Source organism: Micromonospora sp. R311 (assembly GCF_056780015.1).
Map to the genome: position 1 here is coordinate 40123 of NZ_JBSWCE010000039.1, position 24420 is coordinate 64542.

The following is a 24420-nucleotide window of genomic DNA, read 5'->3' on the forward strand; positions in this document are numbered from 1 at the left end:
CAGTACCCGTCTCTGTCCGTCTCGGTCAGATGCCGAGCGAGTCGCCGAGGCGCTTGAGGGCATCCCGCGTCGCCTTGGACGAGACCTGGGTGTAGATCTCCATCGTTACCGAGAAGCGGGCGTGCCGGAGGACCTGCATGGCGACTCTCGGATGCACGTCCAGGTCGGCCAGGAGAGTCGCGCAGGTGCGCCTTGCGTCGTGGACGGTAATCGGGCGGACCCCTGCTCTGTCGCACCGCGTTTGCCAGGACCGCTGGAAGTTGCGCGGCTCGATCGGTGTGCCGTAGCGCGTGGTGAATACGAGATCGTTTTCGTGCCATGCCCCGGCGGCTGCTCGTGCCTCGTCGCGTTGTTCGCTGCGTAGCTTGAGGGCCGTCAGGCAGATGTCGGGCAGGGGAAGGGTGGCGTCGGACGCCTGAGTCTTGGTGTCGCGGTGAAGGAGCTGCCCGCGGACGCGTTGCAGTTGGCGGCCGACGGTCAGCTCTCCGGCGTCGAGGTCGATGTCCTCCCAGGTGAGTCCCAGCGCCTCGCCCTTGCGTAGCCCGACGACGAGGACCAGGGCGTAGGCCGCGTAGAGCGGGTCCTCGTCGGCCCGGGCCGATTCGAGGAACTTGCGGGCCTCGTCACTTGACCACGACCTGCCCCGGCGGCGACGGACCGTGGCCAGGGTGACCGGCACGGCCGGGTTCTTGGCGATGAGGTCTTCGGCCTGGGCATGGGTGAGGGCGGCTCTCAGCGCGGCCCGGATGTCGCTGACCGTGCGCGTCGACGGGATCGCATGGCAGCAGCGACCGACAGCGCAGCAGCGCCTCTTGTCCTTCGGCCGGGCCGCGTCCTTGCCCTGGGCGCAGCACTGGCAGGTCCGGGCCACCTGGTTGATCCACGTCTGCACGTCCCGCGACTGGAGCCGGTCGAGTCGCTTGGCCCCGAGGCCGGGGGCGATGTACCGCCGGACGAACGTCTCATAGGTGGCGTAGGTCAACGGTGCCCGGTTCGGCTGAATGATCTCGGCCAGCCACCAGTCGAGGAAGCTGCCGACCGTGGGGACGCTGGTCGCCACCGGTCCCTGCTTCGCCTGCTGGTGCAGCTTGATCCACTTGTCGTGGACCGCATCCCGGGTCTTGCCGTAGACGTACTTACGGGTGCGCTTGCCGTCCGGCTTGGTGACCCAGACGTAGCCGGCGAAGCCGTTGCGGTAGGGGAAGATGGAGCCTTCGCCGTTGGCTCGTGCGCGTCCGGGCATCAGGCGGCCTCCTCACGTTCGATCTGGTCGCGGATGTAGTCGTCGACCCATTCGGGGAGGATGCGGCGGTACTTGCCGTCCTTGATGGAGCGCAGCTCACCGGTGGCGATCTTCATCTTGACCTTGGAGATGCCGAAGCCGAGCAGCACGGCGACCTCTGCGGGCGAGTACCAGCGGGGGCGGAGGTCGTGGGTCATGCGGCGGCTCCGGTGAGCCAGGCTTCATGGGCCAGTTCTTCCCGGCCGATGCGTCTGCTCTCGCGTCGCTGCCGGGCGGCGGTGTTGGCGAGCAGGGCGTCGCCGCCCGTGAGCCAGCCGGACCCGATGTAGGTGAGGGTGCCGACGGTGATCGTGTCGGCCTGGTCGTCCTCGGTACGGCGGTGGGTGGCGCGGGTGTCCCGGAGCAGGCCGAAGGTGACGGAGTAGCGGCGGGCTTTGGTGAGGAAGTGGCCGCCGAAGCCGAGCATGTGTGCCCAGCGGCGCAGGCCGCCGTAGACGTTGGGTTTGACGTCAAGGCTGTCTTGACGGTCGTTGGCGGTTGCGGCGCCTCTACTGGTGTCGGTGGGGGCGGGGCGGCCGAGGTGCCAGCAGGCGCCGATGAGGCGGGCGAGGTGGTCACCTTCGGGATCGGCGTTGTCGTCGATCGTGGCAGGGGTGAGCCGGGCGGACGAGTGGCCCGTGGCTTCGGTGGCCTTGGTGGCGTACTTGGCGAGGTAGGCGGCCACCTTGCCTCACCGCCAGCGGTGTTGATGCGCCGCACGTCGACCTGCTCACCCCAGGCGATCAGCCAGCCTTCGGGCTGGTCGGGGTGCGGGGACGTGGTGACGGTGATCTGCCGGGCGGCGACGTGGATCGCGTCTTCCAGGTCGTCGACGGTGATTCCGGCCGGTGGCGGCACGAGCGCGTCCGGGTCGTCGGGGTCGACGCCGTCGAGGCGCAGCAGGACGTGGAAGTGCACGGCGGCCCGGCGCTGCATCTCGGCGACCTTGCCGTGCGACACCCGCACGGGCGGCACCCAGCGGACGTTGCCCGAGGCGGTGACGACCTGGACGAAGGGGATGCCGCGCTTGCGGCAGACGGCGGCGAGGCGGCGGTCGGCGGCCTGTTTGGTGCGCCGCCACAGCTCGCCGGAGAAGTAGTTCCAGACGACCTGGTGGGCGTGGTCGTAGCAGTCGAGGCACAACGGGCGGCCGAGCCGCGGATCGTCGGCGTCGTGACGGGCGAAGCACCCTGCGGGCTGCCCGTGCGGGCAGGTGCCGGCGTTGCTGCGGGCGCGGCAGGGCGCGGGGCGGCAGTCGCAGCGCTGCCGGTTGCGGCAGGTGTGGCGCGGGATGTGCCGGTGGTGGACCGGGCCGAAGGACGGGGCGGTGAAGGTGGCAAAAACAACGGGGTGTCGGCCGACCGAGGCGGGGACGCCCTTGCCGCCGGTCAGACCGCGACAGACGACTTGGTAGGCGTCGCCCTGGTAGACCCAGGCGCAGTCCGTGCACACCGATTCGCGGCGGTTGCCACACGCCTTGTACAGCGTGCGGTCGGGCAGCTCGTCGGTGTGCAGCCGCCCGGTGATGCGGCCGGTGTTCCGGTCGACGGCGGCGATGGTGCCGGTGAGGCGGATCGGGCGAGCACAGCCGCCGGCGGGGCGGGTGTGCTCCAGCCAGCCGGAGAACTCCGGCGAGGCAGCGCGGTACAGGACCTGGGCGTCACGGCCGACGGCGAGACCGGGGCGGTACAGGTCGAGCGGGGTGGACAGGACTTCCTCCTCAGCAGGTGGCAGGGACGGAAGACGAAGCACCACCAGCCGTGGACGCATGTCCGCTGGTGGTGTTCGTCGTGTCTCCTGGCACCGCCGAGAGGGCGGCTGACGCCGGAGGGCGGAGTCGTGGTCGTGCCACTTCCCGCCGATGGGTCATGTCCTTTCGCACTCGTGGACTCATGGGGCCGGCACGGGTGGGGAGCCTGGAATATCGGCGTCCGGCGGGTTGCCGCAGGCTGCCCCCACCCGTGGAGGTAGGCGAATCCGGGCCATCGTGGACGGCAGGGAAGGCCGTACTGGGCCGCTCAGCGGATTCGGAAGACCGGCATGGTGACCGGTGCGAGTGAGAGCCGGCGGGACGGGGCCCGCATCAGCGACAGGAAGGCCGCTCGACATCTCTGAAGCCGAGTCCAGCGATCCGGCAGGAAGGCAGCGCTGGCGTGCTCGACGAGCGCCAGAGTAGCACCGCGCACCGACACGTCAACCCGCCGTGACCCGCGAGGCTGTGACGGGACGGCCGGCTGCCGGCCGGTGTGGGAGGACTTTCTGTACGTCTATCAAGGCGGCCCTGAGCGGGCCGCACGCGCCGCCGCCTGGGCGCGTGTCCGTCGCTCCGCTGGCGCTCCGACTCCGGCCACGCAACACGCCCGGCGGCTGGCGCGGAAAGCGGGGAGCCCGGAGGGCCGCCGCAGAACGACAGACCGTTGACCGGTGGTGGGTGGAGCCGGCAGCCGGCGGGGCCGCGCGGCCACGAGCCCGCGCGGCGTAGGGGAGCGCACGCCGGCCGCGTCGGCGAGGTGCGGCGGGTCGAGGGGTTGCGGTTACTGCGCCTCCAGCGGGGGCGCTCCGGCTCCAGGATGGCCGGGGCTCCGTCGGCGGGTCGCGGTCCGTGGGTGGTTGCGGTAGGCCATCCCGCCTGCCTTCGACCCGGGCGAGCCGAGCAGACCACCGCCCGGCCCGCCAGCGTCCGTACGAGCCGTCAAGGTCCGCTTGACGTGGCGGGCCGGGCGGCGGCCCGCTCCCCATGCGGGCGGGTCGATGGCAGACGGGATGGCTAAGCGGGTCCATGTCTCCGGCAGTCGAGCAGTTGGTCAACTTACTGATTCCGAAAACTTTCTGTAACGAGTAGGCTGCGCTCTGCCGACAAAGGATGGGAGCAGGTAGATGGCCTTCTTCAACTCCAAGAAGTCAGCAGCGATCTTGAAGCACGCAATCCTTTCGCGGTACCTCGTCCCGTTCGCTGCGAAGACGGGATCCACGTCCCCGCAGGGACGGGTGGTCTTCGTCGATGGGTATGCGGGCGAAGGGCGGTACGAAGACGGCACCGCCGGTTCTCCTGCCTTGGTACTCCAAACCGCGAAAGACTTGCAGCGGATGCCGCGTCGCCTTGACTCCTTCTTTGTCGAGAAGGATGAGAATGCCTTCCAGAGGCTTAAGGCAATGGTTGAGGCGGAAGCAGGAGGTGCGGAGGCGCAAGCTATACGTGGAGAGATTGAGCAGCATTTGGACTACGTATTGGACGCAGCGAAAATTGTGCCCCTGCTCATTTTCCTCGACCCGTACGGCTTGATGATTCCGTTCGAGTCTGCCAAGAAGCCATGGGCGCGCCCTGGTGGGATCGGCGCGGCGGCAACGGAAGTGCTAATCAACTTCAACGCTGGAGCCATCCGTCGCATTGGTGGAATGCTTGTCAGTGGCAACGGGCCGGACGCAACTCTGAGGCGAATGGATGCCGTCTGCGGCGGCACTTGGTGGCGTGACCTGTGGCAGCAGCTGATGCCGGACAGGGACGCTGCCGAGGAAGCGGTGGTCGAAGAGTACGCGCGACGCCTAGCAAGGGAAGGAGGGTGCGGTTTTTGGATCACCGAGGTGCGGAACAAGCCTCACCTCAAGCCCGTCTACTATCTGATCTTCCTGACGCGGCACCCTGCTGGGATGTACGTATACGGCGAGGCCGCGTCAAAGGGTCTCGAAGAATGGCGCCACGTGGTCACGCTTGCGGACTATGACGAGACGATGCTTTTCGACCCCGAAGAAATCTTTAAGAACGATGAGAAGGCCCTGAAGCAAGCTTGGGTCAAGGAGATCGAAGCGAACCTGGCTGCATTGCTACTCGAAGGTTCCTCCTTCCGCGTCATCGACAAGTACTCGGAGGTCTTCGGTAGTACGGTCGGCTTGGCCCGTGAGCTGCACCTCCGCCAAGCATGGAAGAACCTCTACAAGGATGGCAAAACGAAAACGCCGTCTACCGGTTCGCCGCTTATCCAGAAGCTGATCGAGCCCGCTTAGCTGCCGCGTACCTTATATCCCCGCAGTTACGAGCCCCGATCTCAGCGCTGGCATTTCATCCCAGGTGCGTCCGTCAAGTGTTCTGCCGCCTGCCTTTGGCGTGCGGCCACCCCATTGCTTGAAAAAGAACGCCGTTCCGGCGGATACGCACTGATCTCGAAGAGTCCTAACCCATTGTGGGTCCATTGGGCGACTGCCCTGGCCCGACTCGCCGCCGGCAATAACCCAGTCAACATTGTGAAGGTTTAATTCGCCGAGGGGTCCGAGCAAGGGTTCTGCCGAGACGAACCGCACTGCGGCGGGCACCTTGCGTAGGTGGTCGATCCTATCTGTATGGTCTCGGTCTTCGACGGAGACTCCCATCCATACATTGTCCGGCCAACTGAGGTTAGGTGCCAACCTAGCCAAACGTGAGGCCCGCTTAGTAAGGAGCTGATAGGTGTGCCGGGGAGTGTCGGCCATCACCTGGAACACTTGCTGGACATATTCGAGCGGGATGCGCGCGTGGAAGAGGTCGGACATAGAGTTGACGAAGACCAGTTTTGGTTCGCGCCACCGCTTCGGCATCTCCAAGGCGTCGGGATGGACGGTGACGCCGAATCCAGGTCCCGAAGTGCGGGGATCGCCGTCGTTTTGGTACTTTGCCGAGCCCATTGCCTTGAGTCGGCGAGCCAGCGTGAGGGCGTAGCAGTTGTCGCACCCCGTCGAGATGCGGTCGCAACCAGTGGTCGGATTCCAAGTGGCCTCAGTCCACTCGATCGCGCTGTTCGTAGCCACCGCAACCTCCTTCCGTAGCTAGTCCCATCCTGTCGAACATACGTACGGATGTGAAGGGTTTCGGCAAAGACTCCTGAAGTCGCCAGTAGACCATGAGACCCCGGGGAGCAGGCGAGCGGCGCACCGTCTCCCAGCTCCGTGCCCCATCCGTGCCCGATACAAGGGCCAACATGGGCCAACGGCGGTTGTCACACAGCCTGCCCGACCCGCCTCCTGTACCGACTACCAGCCAGGGCCACGCCCAACGCAGTGAATCAATCCGATTCCCAAGCTGAGGGTAGGCACCGCCAGCACCGGCCCGGCCCTCGGCCTGCTGTCGACCTCCGGCCGGCATCGGCCGAGCCGGCCGGCACGCTGGCGGACGACCAAGACAAGGCGGACCGCCCTGGGCGACCAACTGGGTGACGACCGGGACGGCCGACGCTGGACGCCCATGGACGATGTTGGACTGTTCTGGCAGTTCACCTCGGCTGCTCGCCCAGCTCATCGACGGTTGATCATTCTTTCGGGACGAAGCGGTCAAGCCCGGTCAGCAGACTGCTGCCGGCGCTTGACATCCATAGGAGCATCAGACCGACAGCGGCAGCGCCTGTCGTGCGAGATGCTTCTGCGGCACGGGAACACCCGAGTTCGATTCGGTGCCACCCTTCGCCGTCCGGGCCAGCGGCGGGATGTCATGCTCTGATGCGTTCTACCTCTTCCACTACTGACCGGTGGCCTGCTGTGGACTATGAGCGAGCAAGATCAGAGCTTCGGGCCGGTGGGCGCTGGCGGGCGGCCGTCCTCGGGCTACGGACGGCACTGCTGGGCTTCCTGCTGCTGCTCACGTTGATCCTGGTGGTGCGCTTCGTGGGCGGCAAAGAGGTGATCGTGCCGATCATCTTCGTGGTCCTCGCGGTCACCATCGGGTCGATCTTGACCGGTTGGCTCGCCGCTCTGCTCCTGGTCCGCGACACCGGCCGGTACACCGGGGCGAGTTCGGGCCGGATCAACCCCGCCCGGCTCGCGGAACTCCTGCGGGCGGTCGGGTCGGATCTGACCGATCTGCGGCGGTGGTAGCGACACGCGCGGGATGACGGGAGCGATCCGTGCACGGTGTCGAGCCGCCACGCCATCGCTCGCGGGGCGCTGCGGGTCTACGGCCGAAGGTCGAGGGGCTGCCAGTGGGGCAGCCAGGAGGCAGCGAAAGGAACAGCAACGAACGGCGGTCGACGACACGGGACAGCAAAGTATCCGTGCTCGGCACGACAGAGCGGCGTCCGATAGCACCCAACGGTGGGCCGCATCCGCGTTCACACCGAAGAGGTCACTGGTTCGATCCCAGTATCGCCCACCATGAATATAAGCAGGTAGGAAGCCCGTCACCGGAACCACCGGTAACGGGCTTTCGCGCTCTAGCCCCTTAAATTGGGAGCAGATTGGGAGCAGGCCGACCGGCTCGTGACCGAGGGGTCGGAGCACCATCCGTGGCGGCCGCGACGATCCATCGGTCCCAAGGAAGCACTTGCGGAGCCGCGTCGGCCGGTTGTCGGCACTCGCGGCTTACTCGTTTGTAGCGGACTGGGCTCCAGCGTGTTTTATGCGCGTGGACGTCCGGTGCGTTCGGACTGGTTGACGCGCCGGTTCGCGAAGCTGGTCAGGCAGTTGGGGCTGCCGCCGGTGCAGTTGCACGACCTGCGGCACGCGGCTGCGGGGCTGGCGTCGGCGGCCGGGGTGGACCTGAAGATGATCCAGCACGACATGGGTCACGCCAGCCTGGTCATCACTGGCTCTCAGCCGTGATTCGGGTGGCCGTCATCGCCGCGCTCGATGTTGGTTGTCCGTCGTCGCGGCGCAGTCCCGCTTCAGGAGACGAGCGCAATCCCCCTAAGCGGAACTGGTGGCAGGGGGACCTCGGAGAGGTTGAGCTGGCCCCGATCTCGGGTGGCGGTCACGCCGGACGAGCACGGTGAGGGCGGCGTGGAAGTCAAACGGTGGTGAGGGCGCGCCTTCGATCTGGCTGGTGGGGATGTCACGCGGGCGGTGACCACACCGCCCACAGGGTCGCGACGCGGGAGCTGCACGACCTGCCTGTGCAGGAAGTCAGCGGCTGCTGCCGGATGTGGACCTAGCGTTCCTTCGTGACCGTCGTGGCGTTCATTGTGCCTTCCTCGCCGGTGGCACCTTGCACGCTGACCGTGTCACCCGCTTTGACGTCCGTCAGTTTGCCGGCGGTCGCGGTACGCACGGCTGTGCCGTCGGTGGTCCGTACGGTGACCACCGTGCCGTCGGGGGTCTCGACGTAGATTGTCGTGCCGTCCACGAGCTTGACCTTGCCTGTGGTTGGACTGGCGGTGGACGCCGTGGAAGCCGGTCCTGGCGCCGCGTCGGCGCCCGGGCCTTGTCCTCGGCCGAAGGAACCGGGGTTCCCGGCGGCCCGGGGGTCTTGGGCACCGCCGGGCCGGGCGGTCGCCGTGGTAGCACTCGTTCCCCAGCGCTGCTGAGCTTGGAGGCCGCCGAGGAAGCCGGCGAGTAGCAGCGCCGCAGTGCCCAGGGCGATGGTGCCGCGGTTCCACCAGCGCCGCGGTGCCGCCTTGGCGATTTCCGCCGCCAGGCCGTCGTCGCCCTGGGTGGCGTCGTCGTGAGCCGGGTCGCCCTGCAACCTCGGCAGGACGGCGGTGTTGTCGATGTGGGTCACAGTGGTCCTCACTCGTAGCGCAGCGCGTCTATGGGGCGCAGCCGGGCGGCCCGGCCGGCGGGCAGGCCGCCGAAGAACAGTCCGATGGCGATGGACACGCCTAGGGCGAGCCCGATGGAACTCGGCACGATGATCGGTTTGACGCCGACGATCTCGAAGCTGCTGCCGATGAGCGCGGCCGCCACGCCCAGCGCCCCGCCGAGGGCGCTGAGCAGCGTCGCCTCGATGAGGAACTGGGTGAGGATCACCCGACGGGGCGCGCCCAATGCCTTGCGGATGCCGATCTCGCGGGTCCGCTCGGTGACCGTGACCAGCATGATGTTCGTGATGCCGATGCCGCCGACGAGCAGGCTGATGGCGGCGACCGCGCCGAGCAGCGTGGTGAAGGTTTCCGCGGTTTCGGTCTGCGTCTGCAGCAACTGGGAGGCGTTCTGGATGCGGTACGGCGCCGACGCGCTTCCGCTGCCACCGTTCCCGCTGACGTCCAGGCGCTGGTTCAGGATGGTTGACACCTCGGACTGCACCGCGTCGACCTTGTCCGGGCTGGTCGCCTCTACCAGGATCGATGTGAGTGCGCCGTAGCCGGTGAGCACCTGGCGGACGGCCGTCAGCGGCGCCACCGCGGTGTCGTTGGCGTCCTGGAAGCCGGTGGAGCTCTTTTCCGCGAGCACGCCGACCACGGTGAACAGTGCTCCGCCGACGGTGACCTGCTTGCCGACCGGGTCGGTGCCCGCGAACAGCTCCTCGGCGACCGTACGGCCGATCACCACCACCCGGCGTCCCTGCGCCTCGTCGTCGGCGGTGAAGCCGGAGCCGGCGCCGATGGGGGTGTTGGATGCGGCGAACCAGCCGGGCGTGGTGCCGACGAAGCTGCTCACCTCGTGGTCGGTGCCCTCGTACGTGAGCGTGGCCGCGGAGCTGACCACCGGCGACACCGAGGCGACGTTCGGTGCTAGCACGGGATCGGTCAGCGCATCGGCGATCCCGGTCGTGAGCGCGGTGCTCGACGAGCCGCCCCGGCCGGCGCTCATCACGGTGACGGTGTTGGTGCCCAGCGCCTCGATCCGGTCGCTGACGGCCTTGGCCGAGCCGTTGCCGACGGCGACAAGCAGGATCACTGCGGCGACGCCGATGAGGATGCCGAGCATGGTCAGGGCCGAGCGAAGCTTGTTCGCCGCCAGCCCGCGTAGGGCGAAGCGGATGATCTCGTGGAAGCTCATGCGGTGTGCCGTCCCATCGGTGCGAGGGCCGGCTGCTGGCAGCGGTCGGTCACGATGCGCCCGTCGACCAGGCGGATCAGGCGTTTCGCCCGGTCGCCCACCTCAGGTTCGTGGGTGATCAGCACGATGGTGCGCCCGGCGTTGCTGAGCTGGTCGAAGACCTCGAGCACGTCCCCGGTGGACCGGCTGTCGAGGTTGCCCGTCGGCTCGTCGGCGAGCAGCAGCGCCGGCTCGGTGACCAGCGCCCGGGCCACGGCGACCCGTTGTTGCTGGCCGCCGGAGAGCTGGTTGGGCTCGTGCCGGGCCCGGTCGGCTAGGCCGACGACCTCCAGCGCGGCCATCGCCCGCAGTCGACGCTCGCGGGGACGCACTCCGGCGTAGGCGAGCGGCAACTCCACGTTGGCCACGGCCGTCATCCTCGGAATGAGGTTGAACGCCTGGAAGATGAAGCCGATGAGCCGGTTGCGAGCCAGGGCGAGCTGCCGGTCGACGAGGCGGCTGACGTCCACGCCGTCCAGCAGGTACGTTCCCGAGGTGGGTACGTCGAGCGCGCCGAGGATGTTCATCAGGGTGGACTTGCCGGACCCGGATGACCCCATGATCGCCACATAGTCGCCGCGGCCGACGGTGAGGGACACGCCGCGCAGGGCGTGCACGGTGGCTTCGCCCGAACCGTAGACCTTGGTCAGCTCGCGCACGTCGAGCACCGGCCGGGTCATCGGCCGGCCCGTCCAGCGCCACCCTGGGGGCCGCCTCCGGGTCGGGCGCCGCCGCCGGTCAGGCCCCCGAACCCGCCGCCGGCGGGGAGCCCGCCCTGAGGGCCACCGCCGGTCGTGGTGGTTGTCCGGAGCACCACCTGTTCGCCGGGGCTGAGCCCGGAGGTGACCTGCGTGGCCTGGTCGCCCTCAAGGCCGATCTCGACCGGTCGGCTTTCCTGGATCCCGCCGGCCAGCACCGTCACGGTGTGCCGGTTGCCGACCGTGGTCAACGCCGCCGGGTTGACGTACACCGCATCGGCGACCTCGCCGGTGACGACGGAGACGGAGACGGTCTGGCCGGGCTTTGCGCCGGCCGGCACCTTGTCCAGGCTCAGCGTCACGGCATACGTGACGACGTTGCCGGTGGTGGTGGCCTGCGGGTCGACAGCGACCACCTTCGCGCTCTGCCGGGTACCGCTCAGGGCGTTCCACGTGACCGTGGCGGCCTGCTTCTCCTTGAGCTTCGTGGCGTCCGCCTCCGAGAAGGCGGCCCTGACCTGCAACTTGGTCAGATCCGCAATGTCGATGAAGCCGGAATCGCCGCTCGACGTGGCGGAACCTTGCGCCCCGTTCTGCGCCTGCCCCCCGCCGTTCGACGACGGGGCTGACGTCGAGCCCGTCCCGCTGGACGAGCTGCCGACGGTGCCGTTGACGGCGACGACCGTGCCGGCCATCGGCGCCTCGAGGACAGTGCCGTCCACACCCGCCTGCGCCTCGTCGACGGCGAGCTGCGCCTGGGTGACCGCGTTCTGCGAACTGGAGGTATCCGAGCCGGCGTCCTCGGCGCGATCAAGGGCGTCCTGAGCGGCGTCGAGGTCGGCCTCCGCGGCGGCGAGGGTCCGCTGCGCCGGCGCGGGGTCGACCTTCGCGAGAGCCTGACCCTTCTTCACCTTGTCGCCGACGCGCACCGAGACGCTCGTCACGGTCCCGCCGGTGACGAAGCTGGCGCTGGCCGAGTTCGCGCTCTCCAGTGAACCGTCGGCGGTCACGGTCGCAGTGACGGTTCCCTGCTGGACGGGCACGGAGCGCACTGACGCGTTCACCGCGGCACCGCTCTCGGGGCCGGACAGCGTCTCGTACGCCCAGAAGGCCCCGCTAGCGAGCAGGAGCCCGAGGACGGCGTTGACCGCCGCCGAGGGACGGCGCAGTGATTCCAGGCGGGCAGCAAGCATGACGGACACTGTGACCGATCGGCCTAGGAGGACCTTTGGCGTAACCTCGGAGCCACCTCGGAGCCTGTCACGCCGGGTCGCCGGTGATCGGCAGCAGTACCCGGAAGGTGGCGCCGCGCCCGCTCGGGGGGTCCAGCTCGACCCACCCGCCGTGCCCGTGCACGATCGCCGCGACGATGGACAGGCCCAGCCCCGAGCCACCCCCTCGGCCCCGAGTGCGGCTGGAGTCGGCCCGGTATAGCCGTTCGAAAACCCGGGGCGTGTGCTCCGCTGACACGCCCGGGCCGTCGTCGCTGACTTCCAGGACCGCGAGGGGTACGCCGGAAGAAACCGTCCCGGATCGAACCGCGCCCGGCCGTGGCACGTGGCCGTCGACCCGCCCGATCCGCACCGTGACCCGGGCGGGCCGGGTGGTGTGCTGCAGCGCGTTGGCCACGAGGTTCGTGGCGACCTGCCGCAGCCCGTGCTCGTCGCCCAGCACGGTGGGTGGCTCGAAGGTGTCGCTGTCGTCGTCGAGGGTGGCCAGGCGCACGGGCCGGTCCGGTATTCGCGCGTGTGCGTCGCGGATCGTGTCGGCGGCGATCTCCAGCAGGTCCACCGGGCGCAGCACCGGCGGGCGTTGCCGGTCCAGCCGCGCCAGCAGCAGCAGATCCTCGACCAGGACGCCCATGCGCCCGGCCTCGCCCTCGATCCGGCTCATCGTCTCGTCGAGCAACGGGCCGGGCGGGGCGCCGCCGCGGCGGTACAGCTCGGCGAAGCCGCGGATCGAGGTGAGGGGGGTCCGCAGCTCGTGGGAGGCGTCCGCCACGAACTGCCGCAACCGCTGCTCGGAGGACCTACGCGCGGACACCTCCTCCTCGATGCGTGACAGCATCAGGTTGAGCGCGCCGCCGAGCCGGCCGGGCTCGGTGTGCGGGTCAGTATCGGCGACCCGCTCGGACAGGTTGCCCGCGGAGATCGCGGCGGCCAGCCGTTCCATCTCGGTGAGCGGGCGCAGACCCAGCCGCACCACGAAAGCCGCCCCGGCGCCCAGCAGGACCAGCACGAGCACGCTGACCCCGATGTCGATGAGCAGCAGCCGGTCGCCGGTCTGCTCCACCTCCGACAGCGACGAGCCGATGACGGCCGCGCCGCCCGTACCGGCGACCGGCACGGCCAGCAGCCGCCAGTCGGTGCTGCCGTCGGCCGCCGCCATCGTGTACGGGCGCGCCTCGGCCACCCGGGCGAGCACCTCGGTGAAGGGCTGCACGGGCGGACGGGTGGCATCCGCGGTGGACGAGCGGTCCGGGTCGAGCGTGCCGTCGGCGGTGTAGACGTACACCGTCTGGTCAGGGCCCAGGCGCAACGTCCGCCGCGCCGGGAAGGCACCGGGCGTGGGCTCCTCCAAGCGCTGGGTGCCGGCGAAGGGCCGGGTCATGCCGATCAGCTGCTCGTCGACGCGGTCCCGCATGTAGCCGCGGATCAGCACCAGCCCGGCGGTGTTGACCGCCAGCAGGGCCAGTGCCGCGAGCGCGCCGACAAACAGGACGAGGCGCGCCCGCAGGGTCCAGTGGCTCCACCGCCGCGGACGCCAGTGGAGCCGCTTGCTCATTCGTCACCGCCGCGCGGTAGGCGCAGGGCGTACCCGACCCCCCGAACGGTGTGGATCAGCGGCGCCCCGGTCTTGTCGATCTTGCGGCGCAGGTAGTAGATGTACGACTCCACGATGCGCCCGTCGCCGCCGAAGTCATACTTCCAGACCCGGTCCAGAATCTGGGCCTTGCTGACCACCCGTCCCGCGTTGAGAAGCAGGTAACTGAGCAGGTTGAACTCGGTCGGCGACAGGTCGATGAGGCGTCCGGCCCGGCGTACCTCGTGGGCGTCCTCGTCCAGCTCCAGGTCGGCGTAGCGCAGCACGCCCGCGTCGGCCGGCGCCCCCGGCTCCGGCTGGATGCGCCGCAGGATCGCCCGGATCCTCAGCACGACCTCCTCGAGGCTGAACGGCTTGGTCACGTAGTCGTCCGCGCCCGCGGTCAGCCCGGCCACCCGGTCCTCGACGGTGTCACGAGCGGTCAGGAACAGCACCGGCGTTCCACGGCCGGCCGAGCGCATGCGCCGGGCAACGTCGAAGCCGTCCAGGTCGGGCAGCATCACGTCCAGAACGACCAGATCGGGGTCGAACTCCTCGATCGCGATCAGCGCACCGTGGCCCGACTCGGCGACCCGGACGTCGAACGCGACCAGGCGCAGCGTGGCCGAGAGCAGGGCCGAGATGTTCGGCTCGTCATCGACGACCAGGATCCGGGTGGTTCGGCCCACCGGGGGCTCACCGAAGGCGGCGGGGCCACGAGTAGCGGAGTTCACCGCAAATAACTATCAGCGTTGCCTTTGAAATTCCCATGAAACACGTGGGAGTACGCTGTGATCACCACGAGCGGGCGACGGTATCACCCGCCGCCAACCCCGAGGTCACTTCGGTGTACTGGTCGCCGCGCAGTCCGACGCCGACCTGCACCTGGGCGCCGTCGCGCAGCACCGTCCCGGTGGTTCCGGCGACGTCGTGCACCGCGGTGCTCGGCACCCGCAGCACGTCCTCCTTCGTGCCGGTGATGACCCGTACGGCCGCGCTCTGCCCGACCAACAGATCCTCAGGCGCGTCGTCGAAGGAGAGCACGACACCGTAGGTAACCATCGCGTCGTCGCTGGTGCCGACCGGGTTGACCTGCACGACGGTCGCGCCGAACGTTGTGCCGTCCCGGCCGGCGAGGGTGACGGTGGCCTTCTGCCGTTCGGCCAGCCGGTCGGCGTCGGCCTCCGGGAAGTCGGCGCTGATCTGCATGTCGAAGACGTCGGCGAGGGTGATGAAGGCGGACCCGGCGCCGACCCGGCTGCCGACCTTGCCGGAGACCGACAGGATCCGCCCGGCGATCGGGGCGGTGATCGTCGTGCCCTCAAGGTTGTCCTCGGCGTTCGCCACCGCCACCTCGGCCTGGTTGACGCGCTGCTCGGCGCTCAGCACGGAATCACCCCCGGCACCGCTCCGATCACCCTGCTGACCGCCGTCGGCGCACGCCGCCGCCGTCTGGACCGGCGCGGAGCTACGGCTGGGAGCGGACGTCCTGGTGGGCGACGGGGTCGCGGCGGGCGGACCGGTCGGTGTCGACGACGGGGTCGCGGCGGGCGCACCGGTTGGTGTCGGCGCCGGGACCGCGCTCGTGGGGGGAGACTCGTAGCCGGCCGGCACGACTGCGCAGCCGGCGCTCGGCGTGTCCGCTGCCTCGTAGGCGTCAGCGAGAGCGTCCTGGGCGTCAGCGAGGGTCTGACGCGCGGAACTCACCGCCTCGGCGGCGCTAGAGTCGTCGATGCTCGCGAGTTCCTGACCGGCGGTGACGACGGTGCCCGGGCGAACCTTCACGCTGTCGACCGTGCCGCCGACGGCGAAGGACAGGCTGCGCGTCTGCGCGGGCTCCACCGTGCCCGTCGTCGCCACCTCGGTGGTCACCACACCTCGATCCGCCGCCACGGTAGTCACCGTGGCCGGTGTCTCGTCCGCCCCGGCCGTCAGCACCCGTACGGCACCCGTGGCGAGCAGCACAACCACCACGACGCCGGCCATGAGCCACGCCCACCGCCGCCGTCCCCCGCGCCCCGCCGTCGCGCCGATACCCATGGCGGACAGTGTCGCGGCCTGTCCTCGCCGCCGGCTCAGTCCCGGCTCGGAGTTACCTCGGAGCCGTCGGCCCGCGCTCCTAGCTGATTCCGAGCATCGTCCGACGTCGTGGCGAGGTGGGCAGGCTTCCCTGGGACAGTCGTGTCCGCACACATGAGGAGAGACCGTGCCGCTGAAGACCAGACCGTCCCTGGGCCGAATCACCACCCTGACCATCGCCGCAGCAGCGCTGCTGGTCTCGGCCGTGGCCTGTGGGGGCGGCTCGGACGGGCCGACCGAAGACGGCGGCGGCAACGTCGGCGGCAATGTCCGCACCGCGTACACCGACTGCATGAGGGAGAACGGCGTCACCGTGACCACGCCCACGGGCGGGCCCCGCACCCGGCCGTCGGGCTTGCCGTCCGGGATGCCGCGGCCCTCCGGCGATGCCCGACCCGGTGACGGAAACGGCTTCCCGGGCGGAGGTGGCCTCCAGAAACCCGAGGGAATTGACGACGCGACGTGGCAGAAGGCGCAGTCGGCGTGCGCGTCCTTGCGCCCGACCGGGCGCCCCGGCGGAAACGGGCCCGGCAACGGGGCGAACGCGGCCTACCGCAACTGCCTGCAGGACCGCGGGGTCACCCTCGGCCAAGGCGGCCTCCCCACCGACGATCCGAAGATGAAGGAGGCGATGGAAGCGTGTAAGGCCCTCATGCCCACGGCCCGTCCCACGCCGTCGTCTTGACTCACCTTCAGTCAGCCGCTCGAAGTCAACGTCGCCCGGGCACGAAGCAGTTCGTGGCGGCCTTGCTGAGACCGAACGCGAGGATCTAGGTCAGCGCTGCGGTGTAGGCGCTGAGGCCGAACTCGCTGACGGCGAGCACCGGCAGGACGGTACGTTCGGAGCCGAGGAGCCCTCCGACCAGAGCGTTGACGAGGACCAGCAGGGCGAACTCGGCGTCAACGGCAAGGCCGAGCCTGGATGCAGTGTCGGCGGTGATCATCAGCGCTGAAGTGCGAGATCGCGGAGGCGCTCGTCGGTTGGCGCCGCCGCTGCGCCGGGTGGTGCGGCTCAGCCCCGGTGTGGGCTCACCGGGGAGTCAGCGTTTCCGTCGACGACTCCCTTCTGCCATTCGTTGAACCGCGTGGGGCACTCTCATCGGCCAAATCCGGAGAAGTGCTGGCGCTCTGCCGTCACCTTCCGTAGTCACTGATGAGTGGGACAATGCGGGCGGAGGAGTTCATAGCCTGTCGTCGCAGAGCAGCGTTCTCGTTGGTCAGGGCTGCGATGACGGTGGCGGCGGCGTCGAGTTTGTTGCGTAGTTGGTGGCGCTCGAGCCGGGCGGCTTGCAGGCTGCTGCGCAGTCTGTCGATTTCGTCGTCGCGTTGCCTGGCGGCGCCGGCGTCGCTGTCGCCGGTGCGGGCGTCCCATTCAGCGAGGATGTCGGTAGCGCGATTCATGGTGGCGCGGCTGAGCTGCGCCTCGCGCCAGAGGTTGTTCTTGGTCAGCTTTCCGTCGGTGTACTGCGGCTTGGCGTTGAAGAGCCGCTCCATAGCGTCGCGGAGCCGTCGGTGGGTGGCGGCTGACACGGATCTTGTCACGATCGATTCCGATCGAGGACGCGGTCGACGTCCTTGAGCTCGGACTCGATGCTGCGCCGGTGGTTCAGAGCGATGGTGCCGGAGTTGAGAATTCGGTGCAGCGAGGAGCGTTCTGCGGTCCAGATGAGGATGTGCTCCGGGGCGATGACGCTGTTGGCGCAGCGGCCGGGCTGGCAGCGATCAAGCAGCGGACTGCGGTGCCCGTCCGGGATGATCGCGCCTTCGAGGCATTTCGCGCCGGCCGGGTCGTCGTCGTTCATGGTGCAGTGGTTGAGCTTGCCGAAGCGGATGGAGATCCGTGTGCGACGTAGCAGGTCGTGCTCGACGCGAATGTCACCACGGCGGGCTCTCCCGGTGGCGCGTAGCTGTTGTGCCTGCTCGCGGATCGTGGAGAACGCCTCGCGCAGGCGATCGGCGCCGGGACCGTAGCCGATGCTCTGGCCGCGGGTGTCGGCGTCGAACAGCTCGGTGAGCCGGTCGAAGCGCCGTTCGGTGATGGCGGTGTCCAGGTGCTGGGCCCAGGACGGGTCGGTGTCCATGTAGCTGCCGGTGACCCGGTTCGCCAGTGCCCGGGTGGCGACGTGTTTGAGCTGCATCCCGACGGCGATCTCGGAGCCGGGGAAGTCGCGGGTGAGCATGGCCATGGTGCGCCGGAACATGTGCGGGGTGACTTTGCCGGCCGGGATTTCGTCGAGGCCGCTGACATCCCGCCATCGGTTGATGTGTTTGATGAAGTCGACGATGGCGGCGATGCTGGTGAATCCTTCGCCCGTCCAGGTTCCGGTCACGGAGCCGAAGGTGAGCTCGTCGTGGCGCGACAGCTGGCCGGCCAGTGCGATCGCCTGGGCGACCGGCTCGGTGATCCACCAGTGCTTGACGGGTAGGTCGGGGTCGAGTTTCTGCCGGACGGATCTGACCGCGGGCTGCCGTAGTAGTCGACGACCGCGTCCTTGGTGATCATGCGTAGTTCCGACTCGCGCATCATCGACAGGGCCGCGGTGAACACGAAACACGCGTTGCGGAGCATGACCTGTTCGATCGCGATCTGCCTTGGGCCCAAGTTGTCGTGCCAGGGTCCGCGGCTGCTGTCGGGGCGGGTCACCACGGCGAGATCCGGTAGCAGGCCGGGATGGCAGCGGCCGTCGGCGATGAGCGCGGCGACGGCGGCTCTGCGGCTGCGGCCGTGCGGCTTGCCGGGTTGGAAGAACGTCGGCCCGACGCCGATGATGCGGGCAATAATGCTGAGATTGGCGAAGCTGCCGCCGCTTTCACCGGGCCTGGCGCGGCGTGTCGGCACGGTCGTCGCGGGGTCGGCGAGCCAGGCGTTCAGGCGCTGGTCGCCGCCGATGTCGGTGACCAGCCGTGTCTGCAGGTCGTCGCAATAGGCGCTGGCGCGCGCGATGTCGGCGGCGAACACGTTGATGTAGGTCGAGCAGTTGCGGATCAGCGGGAACCAGGTCTGCGGCGGGATCGCCGGGGTCCGCAGCGGCGCGACGATCGGCTGGTTCGCCACCGCGTTGGGTGAGCGGCCGGGCCAGGGGTCGCGGGCCAGGCCGCCCCGGTCAGTGCGGCGCGTAGCCGGTGCAGGGCTTTGATGACGTGGACGACGTTGCAGATGGTGCCCGGCTCGCATGCCTGCTGCCGGTGGGTGATGTAGGCATTGAGGTCGTCGTCGTTCCATCGGCGAAGATTGGCCAGCAGACGTTGCTCGGCGCCGAACGCGGCCAGCGGGCGCAGCTGGGCGACGCGCTGGGTGACGGTCATCGCCGACAGCGGGTCGGTGCGCAGATGAACGCCGGCGGCCAGCACTGCGGGATGGCGGGGGTTGAGCCAGCGCATCGCCAGTTCCCGCGCCAGCAGGTTCCAGTGCCCGGGCAGGTCGTGCAACAGCACCCGGAACGCTGAGCGGGGGTGGTGAGGAGCTTTGTGTACCACGTCGTTGAGGTCCCAGCCGTCGGTGTCGCCGAAGCGAGGGACGTTCGCGCCGGCCAGCAGGGGGTGCGACTGGATCACCGGTTCGTCGTCGCGGTAGAACGCGGACCGGCCGGTGAGCGGCGAGGCGGGGCTGGTCATGCGTCGAACTCCACCCTGCTCGCCAAGGGCAGTTGAAGGGCGATGCCGTCCTCGGCGATCTGCCGCCGCGCGTCGCGCAGCTCGGCGTCGGTGCGTGATCGCAGCACCTCGAGGAGGTTCGCGCGGCTCTGTCCCCATAGCGCGTGGAAATGGGTGGGTGTCAGTCGCAGGGCGAGCTGGTCCTGCCTGCTCGCCGCCAAGATCGACCGCCAATCGCTCAACGGCGTTCAGTGGCAGGCAGCAGACGCAGCCCGGATCGTCAACGACACCAGCAAGGAACTCCTGCTCAACCAACGAGCCCGCACCGGCGAACGACTGCCGCTAAACCTCACAACCGAGCCCGCACTCGCAGAACTCCTCGGCGCCGTCGACCTCGCTGAGCTAACCGGCGAGCAGTAGGCCGACGAGAGATCAAGCGAAGGCCAAGCACCAGGTAACGACAAGATCCGGACTACTCGCGGAATGATCATGGGCGGGTGACCAGGCCTGCTAGCGTCTGCGCAGACAGTCGCGACCTCTGTGTGGCGAACCCCGTCGGGGCGCCAGGTCACACCCACTAGGCTCGCCGTTTAGCCATGATGGTCATTACGGGCCCATGTACCTGTAGCCGGTGGCGATGGGTCTACCCGCGTCAGCCTTGACACCCAAGGCCCTACCGCTTGCCGCCGCTACTGTCTCGCGCGTGGGCAGATCCCGGCTCGCGCCACTGGCCAGCGGTTTCCGCTCTTAATGTGCGAGCCCGTAGCCAGCGCCGTAGGGGTCGGCCAGGCGAGCCGAGCTGGGGGTATGAGGAACGCGTTCGGCGCCGTGTAGGGCAGCATCGTGATGGGTGCGGGCGGCTACCGGTGGACAGTCGATACCAGCCACGCCTCCCGTCTCCTGATCGGGCGGTCCGGTCCGCTCAGGGTCGACGCCAGTCACTGATTGTGATCGGAGGAAGCCATTGATCCGTTTGCTAAACCGGTCTAGCATCCTCCAAACCGGTTTAGTAGCCGCGGGCTACTCCGCAGTTTGGGGAAGGAGTCCGACAGTTGGTCAGACAAGGTCGACCGACGATCACCGACGTCGCCCGTGCCGCCGGGGTCTCCAAGGGAGCGGTCTCCTTCGCCCTCAACGGCCGGCCCGGGGTGGCCGAGGAGACCCGCCAGCGGATCCTGGCGACGGCGAAGGCGCTGGGCTGGACCCCGAGCCACCGCGCCCGGGCCCTGTCCACCTCCCGGGCGTTCGCCGTCGGCCTGGTCCTTGCCCGCCCGCCGGAGCTGCTCGGCGCCGATCCGTTCTTCCCCGCCTTCATCGCCGGTGTGGAACGGGTCCTCGCCGAGCGGAACCAGGCGCTGGTCCTGCAGGTCGTCACCAGCCAGCGGGCGGAGGGGGAAGGCTACCGGCGGCTGGCCGCGGATGGCCGGGTGGACGGGGTGTTCCTCCTCGATCTGCGGATCGCCGATCCCCGGATCGCCCTGCTGGAGGAGCTGCGGCTGCCTGCCGTCACCCTCGGCCGTCCCGACGTGGCCAGCCCGTTCCCGGCGGTGCTCGTCGATGACCGACGGGGGATCACCGCCGCGGTACGCCATCTGGTGGAGTTGGGGCACCGGCACGTCGCGCACGTCGCAGGCCCGGATCACTTCCTGCATGGGATGGCCCGACGCAACGCCTGGGAGAACGCGCTGCGGGCCGCCGGATTGCCGCCCGGGCCCTGCGTGCCCGCCGACTTCTCGGCTGCCGGTGGAGCCCAGGCCACCCACCAACTGCTCGATCTGGCCGATCCGCCGACCGCGATCATCTACGCCAACGACGTGATGGCAATGGCCGGCATGGCCGTGGCCCGGGACCGTGGCCTCGACGTCCCAGGCCGGCTTTCGGTCACCGGCTTCGACGACACCGAACTGGCCGCCCACATCAGCCCGGCGCTGACCAGCGTCCGGACCGATCCGTCCGGGTGGGGTGGCGTCGCCGCCCGCACCCTGCTCGACCTCATCGACGGCGCTGGCGGCGCGGACGTCGAGATGCCTCCCGCCCAGCTCGTCGTCCGCGCCTCCACCGCCCCACCACCCACACCACACCAATCGCCGTGACTGGCCGGCCGGCCGGTCACGGCAGTCGAGATCGGAGACCCATCATGAGGCGAACCGTCCCCGCCGCATTGCTCGTCCTCTCTCTCGGCCTCACCGCAGCCTGCGGTGACGGCGGCTCCGACGCTGGGGCCAACTCGTCGGCCAAGGGGCCGATCACCGTCTGGTTGTCCAACAACAAGGAGGAGCTCGCCTGGGGAACGGCGATGGTCGAGGCGTGGAACAGTCAGCACGCCGACCAGAAGGTCACCGCCCAGGAGATCCCGGCCGGCAAGTCCTCCGAGGAGGTCATCGGCGCCGCGATCACCGCCGGGAACGCCCCCTGCCTGATCTTCAACACCGCGCCGGCCGCCGTGCCGCAGTTCCAGAAGCAGGGCGGGCTGGTCGCGCTGGACGACTTCGAGGGCGCCAAGGGCTACATCGAACAGCGGACCGGTTCGGCCGCCGAGCAGTACAGGTCCCCGGACGGCAAGTACTACCAGATGCCCTGGAAGGCCAACCCGGTCATGATCGTCTACAACAAAACGGTCATGCAGAAGGCCGGTGTCGACGCGGAGAACCCACCGCTCGGCACGTACGCGGAGTTCCTCGACACCGCTCGGAAGATCAAGTCCTCGGGCGCCGCGCAGGCGGCCATCTACCCCTCGCCGGCCAGCCAGTTCTTCCAGTCCTGGTTCGACTTCTACCCGCTTTTCGTCGCGGAGTCCGGCGGGAAGCAGCTCGTCCAGGACGGCAAGGCGCAGTTCAGCTCGGCCGAGGGGCAGCGGGTCGCCGACTTCTGGAAGACCCTCTACGCCGAGGGTCTGGTTCCGAAGGAGCAGTACAACGGTGACGCATTCGGCGAGGGCAAGGCCGCCATGGCGATCGTCGGCCCGTGGGCGATCCCCGTCTACGGCGACAAGATCAAGTGGGGTCTGAAGCCGGTCCCCACCTCCGCCGGGAAGCCCGCCGCCGAGACGAAGACCTTCAGCGACGCCAAGAACGTCGCCATGTACTCCTCCTGCAAGAACCGGGGCACCGCCTGGGAGGTGCTGAAGTTCGCCACCAGCCAGGAGCAGGACGGCGCGCTGCTGAAGGCAACCGGCCAGATGCCGCTGCGGACCGACCTGACCGCCACCTACCCGGACTTCTTCACCCAGAAGCCCGCCTACCGCGACTTCGCCGACCAGGCCGGGCGCACCGTCGAGGTACCGAACGTGCCCAACTCCATCACCATCTGGCAGACGTTCCGGGACGCGTACTCCGAGTCGGTGATCTTCGGCAAGCGGCCGGTCGCCGACGCGTTCGGCGACGCCGCGCAGAAGGTCGACGGGCTCGCCGGCCAGCGATGACCATCCGCCTCACCCGGGGTACGAACCGGCACCCCGGCCGCCGACCGGTGACGGCCCTGCTCGGCCGTCACCCGGTCGGGCTGGCCTTGATCGCGCCCTACGCCGCGTTCATCGTGCTGGTCTTCGCCTACCCGTTCGGGTTCGCCGTCTGGATGAGCTTCCACGACTACTTCTTCGCCGCGCCGGGGGCCCAGGTCGAGCGTCCCTTCGTCGGGTTGGAGAACTACCGGGCGGTGATCGGCGACCCGGGGGTCCGAGAGGCATTCGGCAACATTCTGGTCTTTCTGCTGATCAACGTGCCGCTCACCGCCGTGCTGGCGCTCACCCTCGCCGTGGCGCTCAACCGGGCCATCCGGGGGCGCACCTTCCTGCGGGTCGCCTACTACGTGCCGTACGTGACCGCCAGCGTCGCCGTGGTCGGGGTCTGGCTCTTCCTGTTCAGCTCGGACGGCCTGGTCAACAGGGTCCTCGGCCCGCTCGCCCCGGACCCGTCCTGGCTGGTCAACGAGACGCTCGCGATGCCACTCATCGCGGTCTTCGTGGCCTGGAAGCAGCTCGGCTTCTTCATCCTGCTGTACCTCGCCGCGTTGCAGAACGTCCCGAAGGAGCTGTACGAGTCGGCGGCGGTGGACGGGGCGACCGCCTGGCAGCGGTTCCGCTCGGTGACCGTACCGGCGGTCCGCCCGGCCACCACCCTGGTGGTGATCCTGGCGACCATCACCGGCGCGAACCTCTTCACCGAGCCCTACCTGCTCACCGGAGGCGGCGGCCCGAACGGCGCCTCCACCTCCCCGGTGCTGCTGATGTACCAGCGCGGCATCGAGCAGGGCGCCCCGGACGTGGCGGCGGCGATCGGTGTGCTGCTCGTCATCGGCGTCGTCACCGTCTCGATGATCAACCGTCGACTGTTGGAGAGGAGCTGACATGTCGACCGGCACCCTCGGCGCACCCGAAACCGCAGCCGCACCCGGCATGGCGCCTGTGGCCCGCCGTCGCCCCGGCACCCTGCGGCGGGTGCTGCGCACCGCGGCGCTGGTCGCCTTCGCGCTCGCCTTCCTCTTCCCGTTCTACTACATGCTCATCGGGTCGTTGCAGGCCGAACCGGACACCTCCCCGGCCGCGGCGTTCCCTACCGGCGGCCTCACCCTGGACAACTACCGGGAGATCGACGCCGAGATCAACCTGCTGCGGTCTCTGGTCAACTCCGGGATCTTCACGGGCGGGGTCATCCTCGGCACGGTCGTCTTCGGCGTCCTCGCCGGCTACGCGCTGGCGCAGCTCAGCTTCCGGGGCCGGGGCACGCTCTTCGGCCTGGTCCTGCTGGTCCAGGTGGTGCCGTTTCAGCTCCTGCTGATCCCGCTCTACGTGCTGATCGTGCGCGGGTACGGGCTGGCCGACTCCTACCTCGGCATGATCCTGCCATTCGCGATCAACACCACGGCGGTCTTCGTCTTCCGGCAGTTCTTCCTGCAACTACCGGCCGACCTCTTCGCCGCCGCTCGGGTGGATGGCGCGAGTGAACTGCGCATCCTCTGGTCGGTCGCGCTGCCCCTGGTCCGTCCGGCACTGCTCACCGTGGTGCTGCTGACCTTCATCGGCCCGTGGAACGAGTTCCTCTGGCCGTTCCTGATCACCAAGCAGACCGACATGCAGCCGCTGGCGGTCTCGCTCGCCAACTACCTGAGCAACGTCGCCGCGCGGGCCGCCAACCCGTACGGCGCGATCCTCGCCGGCGCCTGCGTGCTCGCCGCGCCGGCCGTGGCGCTCTTCGTCGCCTTCCAGCGGCATTTCACCTCCACCAACATCGGATCTGGCGTAAAGGGTTGAAT

Annotated in this window: 24 protein-coding genes and 1 pseudogene; 9 read left to right on the forward strand and 16 right to left on the reverse strand. The window is 69.0% G+C overall.

The window, feature by feature from the left end; genetic code table 11:
* Positions 1–25 precede the first annotated feature (25 nt).
* From AC1WTP_RS27780 to AC1WTP_RS27790, 3 genes and pseudogenes are all read right to left on the reverse strand, one after another.
* Positions 26–1243, reverse strand: coding sequence for a tyrosine-type recombinase/integrase (locus tag AC1WTP_RS27780; protein WP_481652197.1), 1218 nt, complete (start codon positions 1241–1243; stop codon positions 26–28).
* Positions 1243–1440 carry an excisionase family DNA-binding protein gene (locus AC1WTP_RS27785; RefSeq protein ID WP_481652198.1) on the reverse strand — a complete coding sequence of 66 codons (198 nt, stop codon included), beginning with the start codon at positions 1438–1440 and terminating at the stop codon, positions 1243–1245. The genes AC1WTP_RS27780 and AC1WTP_RS27785 overlap by 1 nt, the downstream gene beginning before the upstream one ends.
* Positions 1437–2992 (reverse strand): annotated as a pseudogene (locus AC1WTP_RS27790) (replication initiator). Before AC1WTP_RS27790 ends, AC1WTP_RS27785 begins: the two are co-directional and overlap by 4 nt.
* Before the next feature lie 1167 nt (positions 2993–4159).
* Here AC1WTP_RS27790 and tcmP point away from each other — a divergent pair.
* Positions 4160–5284 carry a three-Cys-motif partner protein TcmP gene (gene tcmP, locus AC1WTP_RS27795; RefSeq protein ID WP_481652199.1) on the forward strand — a complete coding sequence of 375 codons (1125 nt, stop codon included), beginning with the start codon at positions 4160–4162 and terminating at the stop codon, positions 5282–5284.
* Between the two features lie 12 nt (positions 5285–5296).
* Here tcmP and AC1WTP_RS27800 read toward each other — a convergent pair whose 3' ends face one another.
* Entirely contained in the window at positions 5297–6061 is a 765-nt protein-coding gene (locus AC1WTP_RS27800; RefSeq protein ID WP_481652200.1) for a DUF5131 family protein, read from the reverse strand.
* Between the two features lie 723 nt (positions 6062–6784).
* On the opposite strand from AC1WTP_RS27800, the gene AC1WTP_RS27805 reads away from it, so the two are divergent.
* Together AC1WTP_RS27805 and AC1WTP_RS27810 are read left to right on the forward strand one after the other, a co-directional pair.
* Entirely contained in the window at positions 6785–7120 is a 336-nt protein-coding gene (locus AC1WTP_RS27805) for a hypothetical protein (RefSeq protein ID WP_481652201.1), read from the forward strand.
* Positions 7121–7633: 513 nt separating this feature from the next.
* Positions 7634–7843: a tyrosine-type recombinase/integrase gene (locus AC1WTP_RS27810; RefSeq protein ID WP_481652227.1), complete on the forward strand. Its 210-nt coding sequence runs from the start codon at positions 7634–7636 to the stop codon at positions 7841–7843.
* Positions 7844–8168: 325 nt separating this feature from the next.
* Here AC1WTP_RS27810 and AC1WTP_RS27815 read toward each other — a convergent pair whose 3' ends face one another.
* The 7 genes from AC1WTP_RS27815 to AC1WTP_RS27845 form a co-directional block, all read right to left on the reverse strand.
* On the reverse strand, positions 8169–8738 hold the full coding sequence (locus AC1WTP_RS27815; RefSeq protein ID WP_481652202.1) for a hypothetical protein: 570 nt from the start codon (positions 8736–8738) through the stop codon (positions 8169–8171).
* Positions 8739–8746: 8 nt separating this feature from the next.
* Positions 8747–9958, reverse strand: a complete 1212-nt coding sequence (locus tag AC1WTP_RS27820; protein ID WP_481652203.1) for an ABC transporter permease — start codon at positions 9956–9958, stop codon at positions 8747–8749.
* Complete coding sequence (locus AC1WTP_RS27825; RefSeq protein WP_481652204.1) at positions 9955–10677, reverse strand: ABC transporter ATP-binding protein; 723 nt, start codon at positions 10675–10677, stop codon at positions 9955–9957. The genes AC1WTP_RS27820 and AC1WTP_RS27825 overlap by 4 nt, the downstream gene beginning before the upstream one ends.
* The gene (locus AC1WTP_RS27830) at positions 10674–11888 is read right to left on the reverse strand and encodes an efflux RND transporter periplasmic adaptor subunit (protein ID WP_481652205.1); all 1215 of its coding nucleotides are present in this window, start codon (positions 11886–11888) and stop codon (positions 10674–10676) included. Before AC1WTP_RS27830 ends, AC1WTP_RS27825 begins: the two co-directional genes overlap by 4 nt.
* Before the next feature lie 67 nt (positions 11889–11955).
* On the reverse strand, positions 11956–13479 hold the full coding sequence (locus AC1WTP_RS27835) for a sensor histidine kinase (RefSeq protein WP_481652206.1): 1524 nt from the start codon (positions 13477–13479) through the stop codon (positions 11956–11958).
* Positions 13476–14186, reverse strand: coding sequence for a response regulator transcription factor (locus tag AC1WTP_RS27840; protein WP_481652207.1), 711 nt, complete (start codon positions 14184–14186; stop codon positions 13476–13478). The genes AC1WTP_RS27835 and AC1WTP_RS27840 overlap by 4 nt, the downstream gene beginning before the upstream one ends.
* 106 nt (positions 14187–14292) lie before the next feature.
* Positions 14293–15537, reverse strand: coding sequence for an efflux RND transporter periplasmic adaptor subunit (locus tag AC1WTP_RS27845; RefSeq protein ID WP_481652208.1), 1245 nt, complete (start codon positions 15535–15537; stop codon positions 14293–14295).
* 166 nt (positions 15538–15703) lie between these two features.
* Between AC1WTP_RS27845 and AC1WTP_RS27850 the strand changes: the two genes are divergently transcribed.
* Positions 15704–16261 (forward strand): hypothetical protein, encoded by a 558-nt coding sequence (locus AC1WTP_RS27850; protein ID WP_481652209.1) that lies wholly within the window; start codon positions 15704–15706, stop codon positions 16259–16261.
* An 85-nt stretch (positions 16262–16346) separates the two neighbouring features.
* On the opposite strand, the gene AC1WTP_RS27855 is transcribed toward AC1WTP_RS27850, so the two are convergent.
* The 5 genes from AC1WTP_RS27855 to AC1WTP_RS27875 all read right to left on the reverse strand — a co-directional run bounded on the left by AC1WTP_RS27855 (position 16347) and on the right by AC1WTP_RS27875 (position 19191).
* Positions 16347–16520 carry a hypothetical protein gene (locus tag AC1WTP_RS27855; protein ID WP_481652210.1) on the reverse strand — a complete coding sequence of 58 codons (174 nt, stop codon included), beginning with the start codon at positions 16518–16520 and terminating at the stop codon, positions 16347–16349.
* Between the two features lie 190 nt (positions 16521–16710).
* The gene (locus tag AC1WTP_RS27860; RefSeq protein ID WP_481652211.1) at positions 16711–17070 is read right to left on the reverse strand and encodes a hypothetical protein; all 360 of its coding nucleotides are present in this window, start codon (positions 17068–17070) and stop codon (positions 16711–16713) included.
* A gap of 44 nt (positions 17071–17114) precedes the next feature.
* A complete protein-coding gene (locus tag AC1WTP_RS27865) occupies positions 17115–17906 on the reverse strand; it encodes a hypothetical protein (protein WP_481652212.1) in 792 nt (263 codons plus the stop codon).
* Complete coding sequence (locus AC1WTP_RS27870) at positions 17903–18631, reverse strand: hypothetical protein (RefSeq protein ID WP_481652213.1); 729 nt, start codon at positions 18629–18631, stop codon at positions 17903–17905. Before AC1WTP_RS27870 ends, AC1WTP_RS27865 begins: the two co-directional genes overlap by 4 nt.
* Complete coding sequence (locus AC1WTP_RS27875; protein ID WP_481652214.1) at positions 18562–19191, reverse strand: hypothetical protein; 630 nt, start codon at positions 19189–19191, stop codon at positions 18562–18564. The genes AC1WTP_RS27870 and AC1WTP_RS27875 overlap by 70 nt, the downstream gene beginning before the upstream one ends.
* A 153-nt stretch (positions 19192–19344) precedes the next feature.
* Between AC1WTP_RS27875 and AC1WTP_RS27880 the strand changes: the two genes are divergently transcribed.
* The 5 genes from AC1WTP_RS27880 (at position 19345) to AC1WTP_RS27900 (ending at position 24418) form a co-directional block, all read left to right on the forward strand.
* Entirely contained in the window at positions 19345–19590 is a 246-nt protein-coding gene (locus AC1WTP_RS27880; protein WP_481652215.1) for a hypothetical protein, read from the forward strand.
* Between the two features lie 632 nt (positions 19591–20222).
* Positions 20223–21263, forward strand: a complete 1041-nt coding sequence (locus AC1WTP_RS27885; protein ID WP_481652216.1) for a LacI family DNA-binding transcriptional regulator — start codon at positions 20223–20225, stop codon at positions 21261–21263.
* A gap of 44 nt (positions 21264–21307) precedes the next feature.
* Positions 21308–22591 carry an extracellular solute-binding protein gene (locus AC1WTP_RS27890; protein WP_481652217.1) on the forward strand — a complete coding sequence of 428 codons (1284 nt, stop codon included), beginning with the start codon at positions 21308–21310 and terminating at the stop codon, positions 22589–22591.
* Positions 22588–23514, forward strand: a complete 927-nt coding sequence (locus AC1WTP_RS27895; protein ID WP_481652218.1) for a carbohydrate ABC transporter permease — start codon at positions 22588–22590, stop codon at positions 23512–23514. The genes AC1WTP_RS27890 and AC1WTP_RS27895 overlap by 4 nt, the downstream gene beginning before the upstream one ends.
* Position 23515: 1 nt before the next feature.
* Positions 23516–24418, forward strand: coding sequence for a carbohydrate ABC transporter permease (locus AC1WTP_RS27900; protein ID WP_481652219.1), 903 nt, complete (start codon positions 23516–23518; stop codon positions 24416–24418).
* The last annotated feature ends 2 nt before the right edge of the window (positions 24419–24420 follow it).

Bases quoted from the DNA above. Each gene is read 5' to 3' on its own strand.
- AC1WTP_RS27780 (WP_481652197.1), bottom strand. From the start codon at position 1,243: ATGCCCGGACGCGCACGAGCCAACGGCGAAGGCTCCATCTTCCCCTAC.
- AC1WTP_RS27785 (WP_481652198.1), bottom strand. From the start codon at position 1,440: ATGACCCACGACCTCCGCCCCCGCTGGTACTCGCCCGCAGAGGTCGCC.
- tcmP (WP_481652199.1), top strand. From the start codon at position 4,160: ATGGCCTTCTTCAACTCCAAGAAGTCAGCAGCGATCTTGAAGCACGCA.
- AC1WTP_RS27820 (WP_481652203.1), bottom strand. From the start codon at position 9,958: ATGAGCTTCCACGAGATCATCCGCTTCGCCCTACGCGGGCTGGCGGCG.
- AC1WTP_RS27825 (WP_481652204.1), bottom strand. From the start codon at position 10,677: ATGACCCGGCCGGTGCTCGACGTGCGCGAGCTGACCAAGGTCTACGGT.
- AC1WTP_RS27830 (WP_481652205.1), bottom strand. From the start codon at position 11,888: ATGCTTGCTGCCCGCCTGGAATCACTGCGCCGTCCCTCGGCGGCGGTC.
- AC1WTP_RS27835 (WP_481652206.1), bottom strand. From the start codon at position 13,479: ATGAGCAAGCGGCTCCACTGGCGTCCGCGGCGGTGGAGCCACTGGACC.
- AC1WTP_RS27845 (WP_481652208.1), bottom strand. From the start codon at position 15,537: ATGGGTATCGGCGCGACGGCGGGGCGCGGGGGACGGCGGCGGTGGGCG.
- AC1WTP_RS27855 (WP_481652210.1), bottom strand. From the start codon at position 16,520: ATGATCACCGCCGACACTGCATCCAGGCTCGGCCTTGCCGTTGACGCC.
- AC1WTP_RS27860 (WP_481652211.1), bottom strand. From the start codon at position 17,070: ATGGAGCGGCTCTTCAACGCCAAGCCGCAGTACACCGACGGAAAGCTG.
- AC1WTP_RS27875 (WP_481652214.1), bottom strand. From the start codon at position 19,191: ATGACCAGCCCCGCCTCGCCGCTCACCGGCCGGTCCGCGTTCTACCGC.
- AC1WTP_RS27890 (WP_481652217.1), top strand. From the start codon at position 21,308: ATGAGGCGAACCGTCCCCGCCGCATTGCTCGTCCTCTCTCTCGGCCTC.
- AC1WTP_RS27895 (WP_481652218.1), top strand. From the start codon at position 22,588: ATGACCATCCGCCTCACCCGGGGTACGAACCGGCACCCCGGCCGCCGA.
- AC1WTP_RS27900 (WP_481652219.1), top strand. From the start codon at position 23,516: ATGTCGACCGGCACCCTCGGCGCACCCGAAACCGCAGCCGCACCCGGC.